Raw genomic sequence first — 21,867 nt, 5'->3', positions numbered from 1 at the left:
TCCGTTAAACGGAGCTTCTTTTCGAATTAATATCATGTTAAAAATTCCATTTAATAGTAGAATCTTTAAAAACCCCATAAATATAATGTCCTTCTGTTAAGAGAATAAACAATAAATATAATACCAGGAAAATAACTGGCGACACAACAGCCCATCTAAGACTACTGGTTTCACCTTCCATGTGCATAAATGCCCATACAATATAATATGCTTTAAATATTGTCAGGATATAAAATATCCAGTTCAACAAATTTAAACCCACAAAATGATTAAGTTCTAATGCTGCTGGTTTATAAATACCCAAAACAACTTCTACGCAAGTTACAAGGGATAATAATATAAAAACAAACCAGATTCTTTTTGTATTTGATACGTGTTCGTGTGACATAATAATTAAAATCTAAAATTAAACTAAGTAGAAAACTGTAAATACAAATACCCAAACTAAATCGACAAAGTGCCAGTATAAACCAACTTTCTCAACCATTTCATAGCTTTTTCTTTTTTCGTAAGTACCTAATAATACATTAAAGAAAATAATGATATTAATAATTACTCCTGAAAATACGTGGAATCCGTGGAATCCTGTAATAAAGAAAAAGAAATCTGCAAACAATTTACTTCCGTATTCGTTTCTTGTTAGGTTTGCTCCTTCTACAACATATTTTGCACTGCTTAAACGAGCTTCAGATTCTGCTCTCGTCAAAACTGTTTTTTTCTTTTCTTTTGTAAGTGCTTCAGTTCTTATCAGCAACTCCGGATGTGCTTTAAAACCAGCCTGAACTTCAGCAACCGAATAAGTTGGTGTTGATTCAGCATCTTCCATAAACCATTTACCTTCTGATCTGGTAAGCGCTTCTCTTTGTTCCGGCAATTTTACAGCAAACGCTTCAAGAGCTACACGATTTCCTTCTTTGTCAACAAACTGCAACAAACTTCCGCCACTTGTTTCAACTGCACCATATTCACCTTTAATGAAGTTTTTCCACTCCCAGGCCTGAGACCCTACGAAAATTAAACCTCCAATAATGGTTAAAAACATGTAGATTGCAACTTTTGTTTTTTTCAAATGATGACCTGCATCAACGGCCAAAACCATAGTTACAGATGAGAAAATCAAAATAAAAGTCATTAAGGCCACATATAGCATTGGTTGTGGATTACCATGCAAAAATGGGAAGTGAGTAAACACTTCATCTGCCAATGGCCAGGTTTCGATAAATTTAAATCTAGAAAAACCATAAGCTGCCAGAAATCCAGAGAATGTCAAGGCATCTGATACGATAAAAAACCACATCATCATTTTACCATAACTTGCTCTTAATGGCTCATTCCCGCCGCCCCAAGTTTTTTCTTCATTATTTGCAGTAGTAACTGTCGCTTCCATAAAAGATATTCGTTAAAAAGTTCCCAAATTTACGTTTTTTTCTTATTTAAAGAAATATAAAAATAAAAATAAATAGACCCACAATAAGTCTAAAAAGTGCCAATACATCGCACCTAGTTCTATACCAAGAGTTTGAGTCGAATTGTATTTTTGTTTAAAATGATTATAAATTACAATTAAAAGTGAAATTAATCCTCCAGCCAGATGAAATAGATGTGTAACCGTTACCACATAAAGAAAAGTAGTAGTAATTGAACTCCCCTCTCCTGTAAAATAATATCCTTTTTCTACAATTTGTCCAAACCCTTCAAATTGTAAAACCACAAATAAAATCCCTAATATTAAAGTAGCCAAAAGAAAACCTGAAGTTGCCTGTCTATTATCTTTCTGAATTGCTTTTTTTGCTAAATGGAAAGCTACACTGCAACCTATAATAACCAAAGTACTATAATAAAATGCCGTTGGCAATTCGAAATTCTTCAACCAGTCAGCTCTTGATTTACTTACCACAAATGCACTTGTAAGTCCCGCAAACATCATTGTCATACTTACCATTGCAAATAACAAAATCAGTTTTGCCGATTTTGCTTTTCTCAATTGTTCTTCATTTATTTTCATTGTCATTTCCATAACTATCTTAAAAATTTATCTACTATAAATACAATCTGCAATAACGAAATATACGAAACACTTACCAACATCAATGTTCTTGCTGCCTTAGGAGTTCGTAACTGATACAGGCGTACTGCAAAAAACAGCATCCATAATCCTAGCAAGAACACTAAAATGGCAGCAATTGGTGTAATGAACAATTGTCCGGTATATCCTAAAACAGGCAATAACGAAGCAATAATCAACCAAACAGTATATAAAATAACCTGCAATGCGGTTCCTTTGTCTTTTCTGCCTGTTGGAAGCATAAAAATACCTGCTTTTTCATAATCTTCATACAAAAACCAGCCAATAGCCCAAAAATGTGGAAATTGCCAGAAAAACTGAATCAAAAACAGAGTCCCTGCTTCAATACCAAACTCTCCTGTGGCCGCTACCCATCCTAACATAAATGGAATTGCTCCCGGAAATGCTCCGACAAAAACAGACAAAGAAGTAACTGTTTTTAAAGGTGTATAAACACTCGTGTATAAAAATATTGAAATTGCAGCAAACATTGCTGATTTTGCATTTATTGTATAAAGTAAAGCAACACCTATAATTGTAAGCAAACTTGCCACAAACAAAGCTGTCTTTGGGGACATGCGTCCGGAAGGAACAGGACGATTTTTTGTACGATCCATTAAGGCATCAATATCTTTTTCAATTACCTGATTAAAGGCATTTGAGGCTCCAACCATACAATAACCTCCAATTGACAAAACTGCCAAAACACTCCATTGAAAAGGATGCTCATCATTAACACCCAACAAATAACCGGCAATAGAAGAAAACAAAACACTAATAGCCAAACCTGCCTTAGTAATTTCTTTGAAATCGAGAAATATTGATTTTAATGAAAGTGTATTTTGTGTAGCGTTCAATACGGTAGTTGTTTGTCTGTTTTTTTTTGAGTGGTGCAAATGTACAAATTAGATAATAGAAATTAGATCTATAACTTTAGATTTTTTGAATGAATTGGCAATAAATACAATGCTTTTTAATTCGCAGATCAAATTATTCCGAAAAATAGCATTAAAAAGTTTAATAGTCAAAATACCAATTAAAGACATCTGCACGGAATCCTAAATTAAACCAGGTTGTATTTTGCTTAAAAATAGTATCGGTATTTTTTGTCGGATCAAAATTTCTAAAAATAAAGCTCGCAAAGAATTTTAAATTTGTTGCAGGATTTACCAAATAACCAGCCTGAACATCGGCAATAAAAATATTAGTTTTATTACCCTGACCTACTTTTACACCTGAATCATATGGACGATTTTCTTCATAGCTTTTATAAATATTTCCTCCATAATTATAACCATCTTCTGCGGTATCAAAATCAAAACCTCGCTTTCCGATTGTAAATTTTGCATCCGCAAAATAGCGCCCTTTATGATAACGGCCAATAGCAACAAGCTCTTCAAAATTGCCTCCCCATTGATGTCCTAAACTTTGATTATTATGAGCATAATTTGTTATTATGTTACTATGAGAATACACGTAAGGCCTTACATGATTGTATTCTAATTGCAACAATAAGTCTTTTACTTTAAATGCATTGAAATATTTTGCCCCTAACTGGTAACCGATTTTACTTTTCCAACTATTATCTCCCGATTTTATATCTCCAAATGAAAATTCATCAATTAACAACTGACCATACAAATTAACCTGATTATTCCATTTGTATTTGGATGTAATCCCTAAAAGAGCATTCCCACTTTTTGAAGATGATGCAAATTCAACTGAACGATAAAAGATAATTGGATTTACAAAATTCACATCAAAACCTCTATTATTGGTATCTGTCCAAACGACTGATTCAAAAAAACCTAAATTCAACTTATTTGATACATTCCAACTTAGATAATGGTTTGCCATATATTTTGAAGCATACGTTTTTTCTGCCGTCACGTCAGGACGGACATCTTTAAGCCACATATAAGTATTGGTGTATTTTATTTTCCAAAATGTGGTGTTAATTTTAAAATACGGGTACGGACTTGCTCCGTCACTTTCTAGCAAAGAACGGTATCCGTCACCAATAAAATTTCTTCCATAACCCAATTGAAAATTAAAGATCTTACTTGGCGTATACGTTATGTTGGCTTCCGCCAAAGGAAAATCGTATGAATCAGTTTTAAATTGCTTTGCAATTCCTATTCCCGGGATAATGGCCGGATTCCCTCCTGAAGGTTTCAAAGTTTCTGCATAATCATTAAAATATCCTGCAAATCTTCCCTGGCTTTCAAAAATAGTTGTTGTAAAATTGATTTGCTTTCCCAGACCTCCTCTGAAATTTATTCCGCGTGTGTTTACATATGTATAGGAAGCATCAAGATCCGAAGCTTTTCCTAATTGCAAATCAACGATAGGATTTAATGACAACCAATAACCTTCACCTTGAATCTGAACCATATTCTCATTCCAGAATTTTCTTCCCAGCCAGGTCGAAACATTTTTCTGAAGCGATTCATTTACTGCTTTTAAATTGTAATATTTTGAAACCTCATCATATGTAAAAGGCTTTGAAGCGGTATGGTTATTACTTCCAACCTGATTCATCGCACCATCAAACTGCGCATAATAACTATGAGAAAACGGAATATTTAAATGACTGTCAAACTCCGGACTGTTGTACTTTTTATATACAATGCTATCCAATTCGGTCATTGGTTTTTCCTCTGGTCTTATAATTTCGGCAGCAGCCAAAGCTTCAGCAGCAATTTGATCAGAACTTTTTAAGGGCAAATCTATTGAAATCGTATATTTAGAATATGTCGCTATACCATTATAAGTAGAAGGCTTTATTTTTGGAAATTTATTAAAAACGCGTTTAGCTTCTGCAGACAAATCATCATTTGTTGCACTTACATAAATTACTTTAAACGTTCCATTTACATCAACTTCAAAAAGAACTTTGACTTCGCCTTTATAATCTGCCTGTTTCAAATTTTCAGGAATTTCAAAATTTTGAAAAACAAAATCCTGAACTTCTTTATAAAAACAATTTTCCAGATTTTTTGATTCTAAATTTTCACAATTAGGAAAAACAGGAAACTGCTCAGCCATAAAACCTGACTTAACAGAAGTTTTGTTTGTTTCCTGAGAAAAAACAAATAGTGATGACAATGCCAGTCCGAAAGTTAAAAAACTTCTATTCAAAATAATTTTAGTTTTCATTAATATTGGTTTGTGGTATTTTCTCCATCTGCAATTGCTTTTGCCGATGAAGTTCCGATACGTTTAACTCCTAAACGAATCATTTCTATTGCCTCCTGATATGACTTAACTCCTCCCGCAGCTTTAACTGGCAAAGGTGAAGCGTTTTCTAACATCATAATAATAGCCGGAATTGTCGCTCCATTTGGTAAATCATTATGAGTTTCATAAAATCCTGTTGACGATTTTACAAAAACAGAAGCATAATCATCCTCTTCAAAATTCGAAATAACAATATTTTTTATCAAAGATGAAAGCTGAATAATTTCTTTTTCGTTCAAAGCAGCTACTTCAATAATCCATTTGACAGTTTTATTATGCGCCAATCCTAATTGTGTAGCTGTCAAAATCTCTTGTTTAACTAATGCAATATCTCCATTTTTAAAAGCTTCATAGTTACAAACAAAATCCAGATCATCGGCACCACATTCTATTGCCAATTTTGCTTCCCGGATTTTTGTTTCAATATCTGATTTACCTTCCGGAAAATCTATAACTGTACCAATAAGTAAAGTAGAATTGGCTTTTAAAATCACTTCTTTAGCTGTAGCCACATATTCCGGGCGAATCATAACAAGCTTAAAACCTTCTGTAATCGCTTCAATAATAGTGTTTTTTACCATACTGTTATTTTCTGCTTCAGATAACCCGGCCTGAAAAGCAGTTTTTAAATAAGTAGAATCTAAATATTGCTTAATATTCATGATGTTAAGATTACGGCGAATGCAACAAAAATACATTTAAAATTCAGAAAATAACATACTTTTTAAGACTTGATTTTTTAGCAATAAAAAACCCACCGAAGTGGGAGTTATATTTTTATATTTTATCGATTTGCTTTTTAAAAGCAATGGCTGAAAAAACAGCTGCTGTAGCTCCGATTGTATTCGCTAAAACATCAGTCACGTCTGCTGTCCTTGTTTTGGTAAGAACACTTTGCAGTATCTCAATGGTTATTCCAAAAAACACCGAAAATATAAATGAAACTAAATATGCTTTATAGTCATCAGCTGTCTTTCCTTTAAGTTCTTTTTTGAAAAACAAAATCCATGAAATTGTAAATCCAAAATGAAAACAAAAATGCACTATTTTATCAATACTGGGAAAGTTTACCGCAGGAATATTACGAGAATCTGTCAGACAGAAATAAGTGATAATTCCTGAGCAAATTATTGCCCACAATAAAAGCAGTTTTTTAGGCACCTATCAGTTGTTTATATTCTTCGTCTGTCAATAATGTATCAATTTCAGAAGTGTTAGCAATTTTTATTTTAATCATCCATCCGGCTCCGTATGGATCTGAATTTACTGCTTCCGGTGTGCTTTCTAAAGCATCATTAAAAGCAATAATTTCTCCTGTCAAAGGCAAAAACAGATCAGAAACAGTTTTCACGGCCTCAACAGTTCCAAAAACCTCATCTTTTTCAAGACTTTGATCCAAAGTTTCTACTTCAACATACACAATATCACCTAACTCTTTTTGAGCAAAATGAGTAATTCCTACAGTTGCAACATCTCCTTCGATGCTAACCCATTCGTGATCTTTTGTGTACTTTAAATTTGCTGGTATGCTCATAATACTATGTTTGAAAATTGATAATTTAATTTTAAAGCCACAAATGTAACAATCTTCTAATGAAATCCTGTTTAGATTCTCAAAATTAATTTCCGAAATTATATCGGATTGTAAACCCGGACCGAATATTAGTTAATGGGAATGATGTTGAAATTACAGCTTTCGAAAATGAATGATCATAATAGAAAATGGCCGTTAGATTTTTACTAAAAGCATAATCAGCAGTAAGCTTAACTGACCATATATTTTGTCCTGCAGCCAATTGGTTGTTATCATAATCTAAATAACGTACCAGGGTTTGGTTATTTCTATAGGAGAAATCAGCCTTTATATTAATATCGCTTTTTATAATTCCGGTTGGATTATCAGCTAAACGTGATGAGAAAATAACATCTTTAAAACGATATCCTAAACCAACAACATATTCAATCCCTTTAACTTCAGTCAATAAATTATTATCAAAACTCATCGATAAAGCTCTGTCTTTTTTAACTTCTGTAAGTACCCTAAGCGATCCTTTTAGCTCAAAATCTACTCGGATAAGCGGACTAAACTGTTCTACCAAATTGACATTTGACATAATTGTCTTGTTATAGAAATTATTGTTTACATCCTGACCATCCGGATTTTCAGTATAATCAAAATTAGATCGAAATTGATTAATTGTATAAGAAGCACGGTAATTATGTTGTAATGAGAAACGTTTAAATCTGTCTTTAAAATATTTGTAACGCATCAAACCATTGTATTTTACACTCCAGTTTGGAATAGGGAAACTTTTAAAAATACCTGTCGAGGCATTAGAAGCATCGCCTCCTGAATAAGCAGCTAAAAAGGCAGGTAATAAAACTGCCTGGTTACTTTTACCGTAACCTATCGGATAACCTGCGTTCGTCGTATATATTTTATACATAGGATCAGTTTCTGCAGGAATCGGATTATTTAAATCACCGTATCTCGGAATTGCTGCGCCTGTACCATAATGTTCTTCTGCCAGACGATTGGCAATTGTTAAACGATTTTCCCTAAAATCATCAAAAGCTGCCGATTGATTTTCATCGCTTGTAAGGAAAGCTGTTTTAATCAATACTGTTGAAATAGAAAACATCCCGTAAGTATAAGGCGACAAAGGAGTATAATTACCATTTACAACGCTATACTGTTCAGATGAATTTTCAGAATAAGACCTGTCCATATTCAAATCAATCTTAAAATCAGGGAATAAGTCAATGTTCGCAGTAACCTTTAATATCTTATTATTTACTTGTGTAAAATTCTGATTGAAATTATCATATGTCGTCAGCCAGCCATTTTTGGCTGATTCATAACGCACATCATCCTGACTTCCAAAAATAAATCCTAACGATGGTTTTGATGTCCCTAAGAAACCGATACTTGGTGTATAACCCGGCAAAACGGTTCCGCTGTTTTCTGTATAATTTACCTGAATATTTTTTACGCTTGTTAAAACACCTATCAGCCCATCATAAAATGGTCTGCTCGCAACTGCCCCTTTATTTGTATTTACTATTTTTTCACCTGGTTTTGGAGGACCTGCTGCTTTTGGCTTTGCCGCTGATTTCGCTCCGGGAACTAACCCCAGATACTTATACAGCATGGTCATATTAAAAGTGGTACTTAATGTATTTGAATTAGCGTTCTGAATCGTGTTCCCTAAATTATATGTAGTCGTTGTTCCATCCGGATTTTCCTCTGTATACTCAGATAAAGCAGTTGAAGAACGCTGCCAGTTATAATCAGCCGTATAAGAATAATTAGCTTTTACAAAGCTAAAAACAGGTAATTTATTGATTGGAATATCATAATTCAAAACCAATTGTTGTGAATGTTGATTTGGTATTCCGACATCAAAATAATCATCCCAGATATTGAAATCTTGTTTAGGAGTATTATCATCATTCAGATAATTCTTTACAATGTTATTTGAAGCAGCCGTATAATTTAATTTTAAGGACTTAGTCAAATTAAAACCAAATCCATATTGATAATTATATGCAAAATTTCTTCTGTAAAGAGGATCTAAACCAATACCCTGAACATCTTCAATTTGTCTAAATTGCTGACGATTGCTTTGTCTTAAAATATTTGTATTAAAAGAAATATTAGAAGGTAAATAATTAAAATTAATTTCACTTAATAATTTCCAATAATCACTTTTTTTCATGAATTTGGTCTTCTTGAAAGGGACTACTTCTTTTGGCTGAAATGTAAAAGCATAGTTTACTGATGAGTTCGACTGTTCATCTTCATAATCTTCAATCTCATAATCATGACGCTGTACCTGATTGTAGGATTGTGAAAATGTAAAATTCTCAATGTCGTAAATATGTGGTTTTTGTTCAGCTGCCCTGTCTTTACGAACTCCAATAAAATTGATGCTTTTTCGTTTGGTATAATCTATTGCCCTATTTCTGATATTATCTTTTTCATCCTGATTGGTTGTTTCATCCAGCAACTGTTTCAGTTTAATATCCTGATTAAACGGATCGTATTCCGGTGTGATTATTTCTTCTCCAATAGCATAATTAAAAGGAACGTTGATTCCCCATTTAGGCGGCAGTAATTTTCCTAAATTCAAATTTGTAACAATATTATATTGCTGTATATCTTCACGATCTCTTTCATTTGCTCCTTCTTCAAGAGCTCCAAAACCAATAGTACTTTTTCGCCCGGTTGCCGAAACTGTAGCAAAATCAGCCATATTGGTATCAATATTTAATATGGCAGCCATCCCGCCTTTATTTTCCATATCGGCCAAACGAAGTTCATTAAACCAAACCTCACCTTTTATTTTTTTATCAGTAACATTGCCATTTTTAATACCAACCATTAAATTTCGAATCAAACCAAAATTAGGATTACCCTTAATACCTAATGTTAATTTACTATCACCATCTCCTCCATCTACGGTAGGATCATTATCCGGATAATAAATCCCATCAAGCGGAAGCGTAGTCGGATCGATACTCATTGCTTTGATTTTCATTTTGGTCAACAAACTGAGAAGCAAATTCATTTCGTTATCCTCCGGCCAAACTTCATCTGCACTTATAGAACAGGATCCTGCGGTTTTGGTTGTTTTTAAGGGAATTTCGACTTGATAAAAATTTTGTGTAAAATCATTTCCAAAACGAATAAAAGCGACCATTTCATTATCTCCAAGCGTTGCTTCACCCTCTAATGATTCTGCATGCAGAAACATTTTCAGTTTTTTATACTGACGCATATCAAGGCTCACATTTTTAAAAACAGCTCTGGAATCCTGCTTTTCTAATCCGTTGCCTGAAGCACGTAACGCTAATGATTGTTCGTTTTGATTAATTACAGTATTATTATTATACAATTGTTCTCTTTGAACACCTGGAGGAATAACATAATTTACAGGACATTTGGTACCGTTCTCCTGAATATTTACTGCCTGAACATCAAAATTAGTCCCATCATTTTTCGGATCATCATTTGCTTCAAGTGTACCATCATATTTTCTCCATTCCCCTCTTACTAAATCCAGAGCTCCAAAACGTAATGTAACCTGATCATTAAATCCAGTCATAAACATTCGCATAAATCGAATAGACCTAAAATCAGAAATATTTCCAATAGTATTTTGTGGTTGTGAAACAGGTATTTTGAATTGAATCCATCTGGCTGTTGTAGTTCCGCCATTTGGCAATTCAACGTTACTTACTTCTCTGACATCTGTAACATATTTTGTTACCCCAACATCCATTCCCTTTGTAATATCAACACTATACTCATAATAAGCATTAATCGTATTCATTGTATTATCACGATTAAGATCTTCAACATCCGGCAAAGTTGTTGACCCTCTGTTGGCATCATTTATATCTACAGCTGAGTTGCCATCAACACCATTATAATTTTTATAACGATCCTGAACACCACCTTCGGTATTCAAATAATATTTATAATCATCTGCGGCAGGATCTGACTCTGAAGCATAATTGGTATAAATGGTGGCTTCTTTTGCATTTGGCAAACCATCTAATCCTACATCCTGATTCCCTCTGTTTCCTGCATTATTATCAAAAGCATAAATTAATGATTGTGAAGCCGGAACATCTCCCCAGATCGGCTGTGGCGTAACCATTATCTGGTCCGGACCAAGACCATTTTCATATTGTTTTCTTCCGTCTTTTAAAATATCTTCCGAAACCTCTCCTAAGTTGAAATATATTTTACCCGTATTTGATGCCTGAGCTGCCCCATTTCCTACATAAGGGTCTAAAACCCAAAACTGAATATACTCTACATTACTTTGCTCAAAATTGGTTGAGTTCAAGGCTCTCATAATTCCACCGTAATTACCATTTACAGGCTCTGAACCAAAATTAGGATTATTATTATATTGTCCCCTTTGAGAAGGATAATAACTCAAATCCAGCGTATTTACTACTTGTAATTGACCTTGGGCAATATCTGTGTTTGGGTATAATTCTTTGCTGTAAATTCTTCTGGTTGTATTTAAGGATAAATCATCATTTGATATCCCTGATGGTTTTTGGGTATAAAAAACAGGATCTATAGAATACCATGCAAGTTTTGCTCTTTTATAGCCATACTCGATTGTATTTGACTGTGCACCAAAAGTATTATCAGCATCTGAAGTAATATATGGTGTTGATGCCAGACTCCATGCATAGGCTGAACGCATATCTATTGTAGATTGGGACCCTTCAAAATCATCTACATAAATAGTGGCTTCTCCATCAAAATCACTTGCTTTTGGAGCATCCGGCCTTAAAAACGCAACTTCCCCGCGTATCGAAAGATTAGAAGGCACATCGGTATCAATGTTAGGCAGCTTATTTACCAATCTTGTAAAAAACGGAACCTCTGTAGAATAATTTCCGTTAAACCCAAAAATAGTATTGTTTACAGATTCCTGACCATAACTTGATTTTTGAGTAAATGGTTTTTCGGTCATTTTTAAATAGGTACCGCCAATTACAAATTTATCCGAAATTTTATGTTCAATATTGAATCCCATGAACCTTCTGGTTTGCTGGCCAAAAACCGAATTATTTTCTAAGGAAACTTCTATAGGTGTATTCGAGGCTTGTAAAGATGCATCTAAAATCTGAACCCTTCCTAATTGGTAATCGACACTATAGTCAATTCCTTCAACCAAAACCCTTCCTCCTGCAGTAACTACAACAGAACCCTGCGGAACGTTAAAAGCCCCAATAGGAATTCCATCACTTCCTGAAGATTTATATTTTCCTCTTAATAAAAATTTATTTTTATCACTATCCTGTAAAGCTCCCGATTGGGTATTTCGATACATGTTTCTAAACACATATTTTTGCTGATTTACGTTGTATGTAGTTGGATCATTATAGTTTTCTCCTGAACCTGTATTTTGCAATTTTTTAAAAATTAACTCTCCAAAAGGCTCTTTGGTGGTAAAAATAATTCGGCCGTTTTGAGCATCAAAAGTTATTCCCTGCAAATAATCAAAAAAACCATCTCCGCCAACCTGCGGATCATTATTGTAATTTAATTTATCCAAATTAAAGACTTTCAGTAATGGCGTTTCTTCTACTTTATTGTCTGCTGTAGGATTGGCAGGAAAACTACTGCCTGCTACCGGCTTAATATAATTTATTGCCGAAGGATCTGTATAAAGAATATTAAATCTAAAATCATCTTGCTTAACCTGATAAGCACCTGGTATTTGATAAATATTTTTCATCATCAAATTCCAAACCGGATTTTGAACATTTGTCAAACTGCTTTTCAGCATTTTCAAAATTAAACTTTGTGTAACAACGGCCTGATTACTATTTGCAGCACTTCCGGTAACAACGGTTGCATCTACTCCATCACTTCCAAACTCCCCTACCTGGTACACCACTCCTCCAACAGTATATTCATACGATACAGCTAAAATTTCATCATTTGCCAGTCGTTGCTGCAACGAAATATATCCTAACTGAGGGTTAAATGTATATTCGTTAGTTGTTAATTTTCTTGCGTTTTCAAGTATAGAATAATCTGTCCCTTCATTTACATTACCTTGAGTGAAACCACTTTTTGCACTAACAATTTCTCTAATATTAGAATTTAAAAATCCTCCTTTATCAATTAAATCCGGATCGTATTGGTTGTTCTTGTTATCTGTTGGAGAATCTATAGGCTTGTTAAAAAATCCCGTTGAAGGATCAATAACAACAACTTCTGAATCAGGAACACCCGTAATCTGTGCCTCTCCCAAATCCTGAAGTGCAATAATATTTCTTAAATTATTACTTGTCGTACTAACACGGTTTTGCTTGTTGGTAACCCAAACTTCAAGTCTTGTAATTTGTACACGACTATCAATAAAAGGGTAATTTTTTAACGAAGCATCATATTTGTTTCTAAAATATTGTGATAAGAAGAAGTGTCTGTCATTATCATAATCCAGAGCATATAAATCAAAATTCTGAATAGTTCCTCCACCTTCGGCAACGATACTTTTCGTTTGTGACTTTTGTTCAGAAAAAACGCCTGTAACAGTTGTTTTTCCAAATTGTAGTTGTGTCTTAACTCCAAATAAACTCTGCGCACCACGAATTAAAGTACTATTTAAAGGCATACTCACGTTTCCTACTTCCACCTTTTGAACAATATCATCTTCTGAAGGAGTATAAGCAAGTTTGAATAAATTTTGAAATGCAAATGTAGATTGGGTATCATAATTTGCATTTACCTCTAATCTGGTACCTACTTTACCCATTAAACTCATGCTAATTCTTTGATCAAAATCAAAAGTCAGGCTAGATCTGTTTCTGGGTGAGAATGAGGGATTATCTTGTTTATTATATCGTAACCCCAAATCCATTTCAACAGATCCTGTAGGTTTTACATCAATTGTATTACTTCCAAAAATAGATTCAAAAAGACTTGAATTAATGTAATATCTTGGCAGTAAATCTTTTTTAGCTTCTTCACTACCCGCTTTTTTACCATCAATGGCATTCATTTTTTGTCTGAAATAATTCCTTCTGGATTCTTTCAGTACTAAATCTTCATACTCTTTAGGCGTTAGGACAAGGGGATAATCAATAGAAAAACCATCTACAGAACTTGTATAAATATAACGATCTGTAATAGGGTCATATTTATAAGCAGAAAGTACACTTGGCGGGTTTTTCAGCTCAAGTTTCCCTACAGAAAACCCCGTTTTGGTTGTATCCTGAATTGTCGGATCTACCTGGGCACGCAATATGTTGCCACAAAATAAAACCAGTAAAAAAAGTAAAATTTTACGCATACAATTCCAGTATCTTAGATAGTAATTTATAAAGCTTTTAAAGCCTTTTTGATGATTGTTTCTACAGTAGCTTCCGGATCTTCTTTTACGATTTTTTCAACTACTTTTTCAGAAGCTTTTCTAACAAAACCTAAAACTTCTAAAGCAGATAACGCTTCATCTCGATTTGTATTGTTTTGAGTAATAGAAACTTCGTCTAAATCATATAATTTTAATACTTTTTCTTTTAGATCAAGTATAACTCTTTGAGCTGTTTTGTTTCCGATTCCTTTAATAGACTGAATGATTCCGACATCTCCGGATGCAATAGCATTTATAATTTGTTTTGGTTCTATTGAAGATAACATCGTTCGGGCAATATTAGCCCCAATACCCGAAACAGATAATAACATCCTAAATATTTCCCTTTCAGATTTTTCAACAAAACCATATAAAGTATGCGCATCTTCTTTGATTAAAAGATGCGTATACAATTTTATAAAATCAGTATTTGGAATTAGTGAAAAAGTGTGTAGAGAGATATTAACCTGATACCCGACTCCACCACAATCAATAACAACTTCTGTTGGATTTTTTTCAACTAATTTTCCTTGCAAATGTGCTATCATAATAATATTTGTGGTGCCAAATATAACAAAATTAAGACAATCTTAACAGATACTTTATTACAGATTTGTTATTTAATCAGTTTATTTTTTTTGATTTCTTTTTCCTGGGCATCAATAACTGCAATTGCTGCCATATTTACCATTTCCTCAACACTTGCTCCCAATTGAAATATATGGACAGGCTTACCCATTCCTAACATAATTGGACCAATAGAATTTACTTTATATAACTCTTTTAATAATTTATAGGTAATATTTGCTGATTCCAGATTAGGAAAAATTAAAGTATTTACTTTTTTACCCGCTAATTTAGAGAACGGGAATTTTTCCTGAAGCATTTCAGGATTTAAGGCAAAATCGGCCTGAATTTCTCCATCAACAACCATATCAGGATGATTTTTATGCAGATATGCAACAGCTTCCCTAACTTTTGAAGCACTCTGGCTTGTAGACGAACCAAAATTTGAAAAAGAAACCATTGCTATAACCGGCTCAACTCCAAACATTTTTGCAGTTTTTGCAGTCATAATTGCAATATTAACCAAATCTTCAGAAGATGGATTTATATTGATTGCCGTATCTGATAAAAACATTGGTCCGCGAGAAGTCAACATCATATTGGATGTAGCAACAAGTGAAGCTCCATGCGCTTTGTCAATTAATTGTAACATTGGTTTTACAACACTTGGATAGCTTCTTGAATAACCTGTAACCAAAGCATCTGCTTCTCCTTCGTTGACCATCATTGCAGCGAAATAATTTCTTTCACGCATAAATTTTTGAGCATCAAGCAATGAGACACCTCTTCGTTCTCTGGTTAACCAATATGAATTTGCAAATTTATTTCGTCTTGCTTCTTCCTCATTAGTTTTAGGATCAATAATTTCGATATCAGCATCAAAACCTAATTCTGATTTAAGTTCTAAGATGACTTCTTTATTTCCTAATAAAATTGGGAAACCAATTCCGTCTTCATAAACAATCTGAGCTGCTTTTAAGACATTCAATTGATCTGCTTCAGCAAAAACAATTCGTTTAGGATCCATTTTAGCACGATTCGTAATCAAACGAACCATTTTATTATCATTCCCCATACGTTCACGAAGCACATCTTCATAAGCTGCCCAATCTGTAATAGGATTTTTGGCAACTCCGGATTCCATTGCTGCTTTTGCAACAGCAGGCGCTACTATGGTAATCAATCTTGGATCAAATGGTTTAGGGATAATATAGTCTCTGCCAAAACCTAATTTTGTTGCTCCGTAAGCCACATTTACCTGCTCCGGAACCGGTTCTTTAGCTAATATGGCCAATGCTTTTACAGCAGCCATTTTCATCGCTTCGTTAATTTTCGTAGCTCTGACATCCAGTGCTCCTCTAAAAATATATGGAAAACCTAAAACATTGTTTACCTGATTAGGAAAATCTGAACGCCCTGTAGCCATAATAACATCTTTACGAGTTTCAACAGCTAAATTATAATCGATTTCCGGATTTGGATTTGCCATTGCAAAAACGATTGGACTCTCTTTCATCGTCAATAACATTTCAGGTGACAAAATATCTCCTGAAGATAATCCGATGAAAACATCAGCACCATTTACAGCTTCTGCTAAATCAATTTTAGCACCGTCAACAGCATACTTTAATTGTAATTCTGATAATGACGGATTATCTTTTGTTAAAAGTCCTTTACTGTTAAACATTAAAATGTTTTCAACTTTTACTCCTAACAAAACATATAAATCAGTACAAGCTATAGCAGCAGATCCTGCACCAGATACCACAACTTTTACATCTTCTGCTTTTTTTCCTGCCAATTCAAGCGCATTGATCAATGCCGCTGACGAGATAATTGCCGTACCATGCTGATCATCATGCATTACCGGAATATCTAACTCTTCAACCAGTCTTCTTTCGATTTCAAAAGATTCAGGCGCTTTAATATCTTCAAGATTTATCCCCCCAAAAGTTGGGGCAATATTTTTTACTGTCTGAATAAACTCTTCAACATCTTTAGTTCCGATTTCAATATCAAACACATCAATATCAGAGAAAATTTTGAACAACAGCCCTTTTCCTTCCATTACTGGTTTTGAAGCTTCCGGACCAATATCACCAAGTCCCAAAACGGCAGTTCCGTTTGAAATTACGGCAACTAAATTTCCTTTTGCAGTATATTTATAAACATCATCTATGTTTTGTGCAATTTCTAAACATGGCTCTGCAACACCCGGCGAATAAGCCAAAGACAAATCTCTTTGTGTTGCATATTTTTTAGTTGGAACTACTTGAATTTTTCCTGGAGTTGGCTCAGCATGATACAATAATGCCTCTCTTCTTTTAGTATCTTTATTCATTCGTTTTCGCTTTTATTTTGACTTACAAAGATAGGAGACTTGGTTTAAAACGTCATGTTTTTATAGTATTCTTTTCACAAAAAAGATTTAAATAAGACAAAAAAAATAGCCCAAAAAAAGATTGGACTATACTTAAAAGTTTATTCGTAAAATTTATTATTGTGAAATATAAGAATTTAGATGGTTAATAGTATCCTTTTGCACTTCGATAATAGCTTTTACAACATCGCTAATCGAAATGATCCCTACTACAATTTCATCTTCTAAAACCGGCAAATGTCTTATTCTTTTTGTACTCATAAGTTCCATGCAGGCATCTAAATCATCTGAAAGTTTTACTGTGAAAAAATTATTTTCCATAATTTCATGAACAAAAGTTTCTTTTGAAGATTTATCCTTTAAAACAATTTTTCGTGCATAATCCCTTTCAGACAATATACCTTTTAACTCAGAACCATCCATAACCAGAATAGCGCCTATATTCTTTTCGCCCATCACTTTCAAAGCTTCATAAACGGTTGTTGATGAAAGTACGGAATAAACATTTTTCCCTTTTGCGTTTAGTATTTGATTTACAGTCATATCTGAAAAATTTTAGGACTATAAAGTTAGAAAAAAATGAATACAAAAAACAACCAATTCTGATTTTTAACTCGTAATCAACTCATTTTTAATATAATATACCATATTCAGCAATTTTTAAATTTTCTCATAAAGAAAAGAATGATTTTCAATCATTTTTTATCAATATCGTTGCTTTTATGTGTTAAACTAAATAAAAAAGGTCTTTTCAAATTCATGAAAAGACCTTTTTTAAGATGTATTTAAATTACATATTGGTTATAATAAACTCACTTCGTCTGTTTAACTGATGCTCTTCCTCGCTGCATTTTACACCATCCGCACATTGGTTTACAAGTTGGGTTTCGCCATAGCCTTTTCCTGTTAATCGGCTCGGATCTATTCCTTTTTCAACTAGCCATTTTATTGTAGATTTAGCTCTTTTATCTGATAAAATCTCATTGTATTTGGCTGTTTGCCTGCTATCTGTATGCGAACGGATATCTAATTTAAGATCAGGATATTGATTTAATATTTCGACTATTTTTTCTAACTGAAAAGCAGATTCTTTTTTTATAGTCGCCTTATCCAAATCAAAATAAATAATCGGAATTTCAAGCACTTTGGCTAAATCTGTTCCAACTGCAATTGGTTTAATTCTTTTTTCTAATTGAATTGGCAACGAAGTATTTCCTGACAATTTATTAACTGTAATTGGAATTTCCTTAGTTTCATAATCCACTTTAGAAGCTCTTACATAATATTTTTTTCCACAATTAACATCAGAAAAAGTATAACTCCCTTTTGAATCTGACAGAACTTCAGCTATGGATTTAAATTGTTCGTCAAACAAAACTACTTTTGAACCTGCCAGTATTTCACCGGTTCCCAAATCGGAAACTATTCCTGTTAACTCTTGCTTGCATATCAGTTTTTTTATTTCTTTAAATTTATAAATATCATCAAAACCATGTCCCTTTTCTCTATTCGAAGAGAAAAAGCCATTTCTGGTTTTACTGTTAATTATAAAAGCAAAATCATCTTGTTTTGTATTTATTGGTTCTCCAACATTTTGTACCTCTTCAAAATTCAGATCAGAATTTATTTTTGAAACAAATATATCCAGACCACCCAAACCTGGTCGCCCGTCGCTGGCAAAAAACAATTCATTATCGCCTGATATATAAGGAAAGGTTTCTCTTCCTTCGGTATTTATTTCAGAGCCCAAATTTTCAGGTTTCCCAAAAGTACCATCTTCATTTATACCAACTTTATACAAATCAGACTGACCGAAAGTTCCCGGCATATCTGATGCAAAATATAAGGTTTTTTCATCTGTGCTTAAAGCAGGATGTGCCACACTAAACTGGTCACTATTAAAAGGAAGTTCCGTTATATTTTGCCATTTTCCATCAACTAAAGTCGCTTTGTAAAGCTTAAGCAATGTCACTCTTTTTTCGTCACTTCGTCTTTTACCATCCAAAAAATTATTTCTGGTAAAATACATTGTTTTACCATCCTGGGTAAAAACAGGTGTCGATTCATTAAATTTTGAATTAATATTCTTTTGAAAACGCTCAGGTATTCCTAGACTTCCGTCCGGCATCAAAACTGCACTGTATAAATTTGTAAAAGATCCATTTGTCCATTTGAAAGTTTTTTTCGCAACACCACCTGTATCCCGGGCTGAGGCAAAAACTAATTTATCATTGAAAATCGTACTCCCGTAATCTGACAAAACCGAATTTATTCCAGCATCAGCAATTTCGAAACGATTTGAATTTGCTTTAATTACTTCTAAATAATTTTTATTGTTTTCAAATAATATTCCACGCCTATCCGTGCTTACTTTTTTATTGAATTGATCCAGTATTCCATCTGCCTTTTCATAGTTGCCATTTGCTTTAAGACATTGTGCATATCTATAAAAATATTCCGGCTCCTGTTCTGAATTTATAGCAAAAAGTTGATCATACCATTTAACTGCTTTTGTCAATTCTGCATTAAAATAATATGCATTTCCAAGACGCTGAAACATTTTTTCGTCTTTATATCCCTTTTCAGCTACCTTTTCATATACGGCAACTGCATCGATATAAGCATATTTATCGTATTTTTCATCTGCTTTTATAAGATTTGATTTTTGAGCAATTGCTGTCAAAACAAATAATGATAATAAAGCAGTAAACCCTATTTTATTAACTTTCATAACATCCGGATATTAAAAGAATCTTGGTGAAGTAATTCTACTGTAACTATTAAACAATTCAAAACGCAGGAAAATCTCGTGCGATCCTGAATTATATTTTTGGAGTCTTGTCGTTTCATGATCATAAGCATAACCCACATACAGCCCTTCTGAAACCTGAAATCCTGCCATCGCACTTATTGATGCGCTCCAACGATAACCAAGTCCTAAAACAAATTTTTCATCAAACATAAAATTACCCGAAACATCTACCTGCAATGGTGCTCCTTGTACCAATTTGGTTAGTAATGCCGGTTTAAACTGAATTGACGGATTTATATCAAAAACATAACCTGCAATAAAATAATAATTAATCTTTTCTTTAAAAATAGCGACCTGATCATCATCATACCGGTCACTCTCTATAAAATTAGGGACAGACAAACCAACATAGGCTTTATCCGAATGTAAATAAACACCGGCCCCAATATTTGGAGAAAATTTTCCGTCTAAGTTTTGAAATTGTTTATCTCCCTGATCTTTTATATCTAATTTATTCATATCAATATTAAATAAATTGGCGGTTCCTTTGATTCCGAAAGAAAGTTTAAACGTTTCGGAAGTAGGAACAGTATAGGACAAATCTGCTGAAAATGTATTTTCAACTGTAGGTCCAATTTTATCATTTACAATCGATACTCCCAACCCTAAATGATTGCCATTTAAAGGCGTATTAACCGAAAATGCATTTGTTCTTGGAGCACCTTCTAAACCAACCCATTGTGAACGATGCAAGCCAAAAATACTCAACATCCCCCGCGATCCTGCATATGCCGGATTAACCGTAATGGTGTTATACATGTATTGCGTATACTGCGAGTCTTGTTGCGCAAAACTCATAGCAGAAAAAAACATGAAAACTAAAACTAACTTTTTCATTTAATTATTTTTATTTAAATGACTTGCCATTATAAAAAATAGCAAGCCATTTATTTTATTAATTACTTAGATATAAATAACCTGATGATTCATGTTGCTTGGCATCACTATCTTTATATTTTAAAATATAGAAATAAGTTCCAACAGGTAAACCTTCCGATGTTTTAATTGTTGTACGGCCCTCGGATATTCCTTTAAAAGTATTACTTATATTATCATAATGGTCTTTTTCGAATACTAAAACACCCCAACGATTATAAATTTCTACCGTGTTATCCGGATAACATTCAATACCTCGAATATAGAATTTATCATTATCACCATCACCATTAGGAGAAACTGCATTAAATACTTTGATAAGACAACCCTCTAGAGCTGTAACTGTTGGATTATCTTCAAGATTATTCAGATAATCTGATTTATCCTCTACAACAACTCCTTTTGCACTACTACTACCTTTTACTATAGCCTGATTCGTAACACTTTTATTATTAATGTCACTTTGCAAAATAGTATATACTGCACTAAATGTATGCTCATCAGATTCGTTTACAGCCAAACTAATTGGTTGTCCTGAAACTACAATTCCCGGTAAAAGATCTGTAATCATTATTCCTGATAATGGAACATTACCTGTGTTTGTTACTTTGAAATTATATGTAATTGTCTCTCCTGCATTCGCAAAACCACTATTATCAATATCATTAAAGGTCGCCGTTTTGATAATTGCTATTGCCGGCACTTCTACAAAAACATTTAGTATTGCCGAACCACAATTTGATGGATTTGCTTTCTCACACACCTGATATGTGAATGCATAATTCCCCCCAGGTGTATTTGGTTTTACATTTACTGTTCCATCTGAGTTAAATTCAAAATAAGGGCTCGTTGGGTATGAAATAACCACATCTGACGAATTTATCGGTAATCCATATAACGAATCATTATCTAAAACATTAATAAATTCTAATGCACCATTAATTCCATCAACTGTTATTAAACCATCATTAATTGCCACAATTGGATCATCTACTGCTGTCACGGTGATAAGTTCATTGGCCGTAGCCGTAGC

Annotated in this window: 15 protein-coding genes; all 15 read right to left on the bottom strand. The window is 33.4% G+C overall.

The window, feature by feature from the left end; all coding sequences use genetic code 11:
- Window positions 1-37 precede the first annotated feature (37 nt).
- Window positions 38-388 carry a cytochrome C oxidase subunit IV family protein gene (locus tag PMI10_RS20585; RefSeq protein WP_007811415.1) on the bottom strand — a complete coding sequence of 117 codons (351 nt, stop codon included), beginning with the start codon at window positions 386-388 and terminating at the stop codon, window positions 38-40.
- An 18-nt stretch (window positions 389-406) separates the two neighbouring features.
- Entirely contained in the window at window positions 407-1,387 is a 981-nt protein-coding gene (locus PMI10_RS20580) for a cytochrome c oxidase subunit 3 (protein ID WP_007811413.1), read from the bottom strand.
- 42 nt (window positions 1,388-1,429) lie between these two features.
- Window positions 1,430-2,017, bottom strand: coding sequence for a cytochrome c oxidase subunit 3 (locus tag PMI10_RS20575; protein WP_007811411.1), 588 nt, complete (start codon window positions 2,015-2,017; stop codon window positions 1,430-1,432).
- 2 nt (window positions 2,018-2,019) lie between these two features.
- Window positions 2,020-2,922, bottom strand: coding sequence for a heme o synthase (cyoE, locus tag PMI10_RS20570; protein WP_035632505.1), 903 nt, complete (start codon window positions 2,920-2,922; stop codon window positions 2,020-2,022).
- A gap of 160 nt (window positions 2,923-3,082) precedes the next feature.
- The gene (locus tag PMI10_RS20565) at window positions 3,083-5,224 is read right to left on the bottom strand and encodes an energy transducer TonB (protein ID WP_007811406.1); all 2,142 of its coding nucleotides are present in this window, start codon (window positions 5,222-5,224) and stop codon (window positions 3,083-3,085) included.
- Window positions 5,224-5,967, bottom strand: coding sequence for a deoxyribose-phosphate aldolase (gene deoC / locus PMI10_RS20560; RefSeq protein ID WP_007811404.1), 744 nt, complete (start codon window positions 5,965-5,967; stop codon window positions 5,224-5,226). The genes PMI10_RS20565 and deoC overlap by 1 nt, the downstream gene beginning before the upstream one ends.
- 115 nt (window positions 5,968-6,082) lie before the next feature.
- Window positions 6,083-6,466, bottom strand: coding sequence for a VanZ family protein (locus PMI10_RS20555; protein WP_007811402.1), 384 nt, complete (start codon window positions 6,464-6,466; stop codon window positions 6,083-6,085).
- Entirely contained in the window at window positions 6,459-6,839 is a 381-nt protein-coding gene (gcvH, locus tag PMI10_RS20550; RefSeq protein WP_007811400.1) for a glycine cleavage system protein GcvH, read from the bottom strand. The genes PMI10_RS20555 and gcvH overlap by 8 nt, the downstream gene beginning before the upstream one ends.
- 85 nt (window positions 6,840-6,924) lie before the next feature.
- Complete coding sequence (sprA, locus tag PMI10_RS20545; RefSeq protein WP_007811398.1) at window positions 6,925-14,139, bottom strand: T9SS outer membrane translocon Sov/SprA; 7,215 nt, start codon at window positions 14,137-14,139, stop codon at window positions 6,925-6,927.
- Window positions 14,140-14,165: 26 nt separating this feature from the next.
- Window positions 14,166-14,747 (bottom strand): Holliday junction branch migration protein RuvA, encoded by a 582-nt coding sequence (gene ruvA / locus PMI10_RS20540; protein WP_007811396.1) that lies wholly within the window; start codon window positions 14,745-14,747, stop codon window positions 14,166-14,168.
- Between the two features lie 68 nt (window positions 14,748-14,815).
- A complete protein-coding gene (locus PMI10_RS20535; RefSeq protein WP_007811393.1) occupies window positions 14,816-17,107 on the bottom strand; it encodes an NADP-dependent malic enzyme in 2,292 nt (763 codons plus the stop codon).
- Between the two features lie 156 nt (window positions 17,108-17,263).
- Window positions 17,264-17,689, bottom strand: coding sequence for a CBS domain-containing protein (locus PMI10_RS20530; protein WP_007811391.1), 426 nt, complete (start codon window positions 17,687-17,689; stop codon window positions 17,264-17,266).
- Between the two features lie 247 nt (window positions 17,690-17,936).
- Entirely contained in the window at window positions 17,937-19,877 is a 1,941-nt protein-coding gene (locus tag PMI10_RS20525; protein ID WP_007811389.1) for an OmpA family protein, read from the bottom strand.
- 12 nt (window positions 19,878-19,889) lie between these two features.
- Complete coding sequence (locus PMI10_RS20520; protein ID WP_007811387.1) at window positions 19,890-20,795, bottom strand: PorP/SprF family type IX secretion system membrane protein; 906 nt, start codon at window positions 20,793-20,795, stop codon at window positions 19,890-19,892.
- Between the two features lie 58 nt (window positions 20,796-20,853).
- Window positions 20,854-21,867 (bottom strand): T9SS C-terminal target domain-containing protein (locus PMI10_RS20515; protein ID WP_007811384.1); only part of this gene is annotated, 1,014 nt, incomplete at its 5' end.

Origin of the sequence: Flavobacterium sp. CF136, assembly GCF_000282055.1 — a bacterium.
Classification (GTDB): Bacteria; Bacteroidota; Bacteroidia; order Flavobacteriales; family Flavobacteriaceae; genus Flavobacterium.
This window is presented reverse-complemented; position numbering and strand designations above follow the sequence as displayed.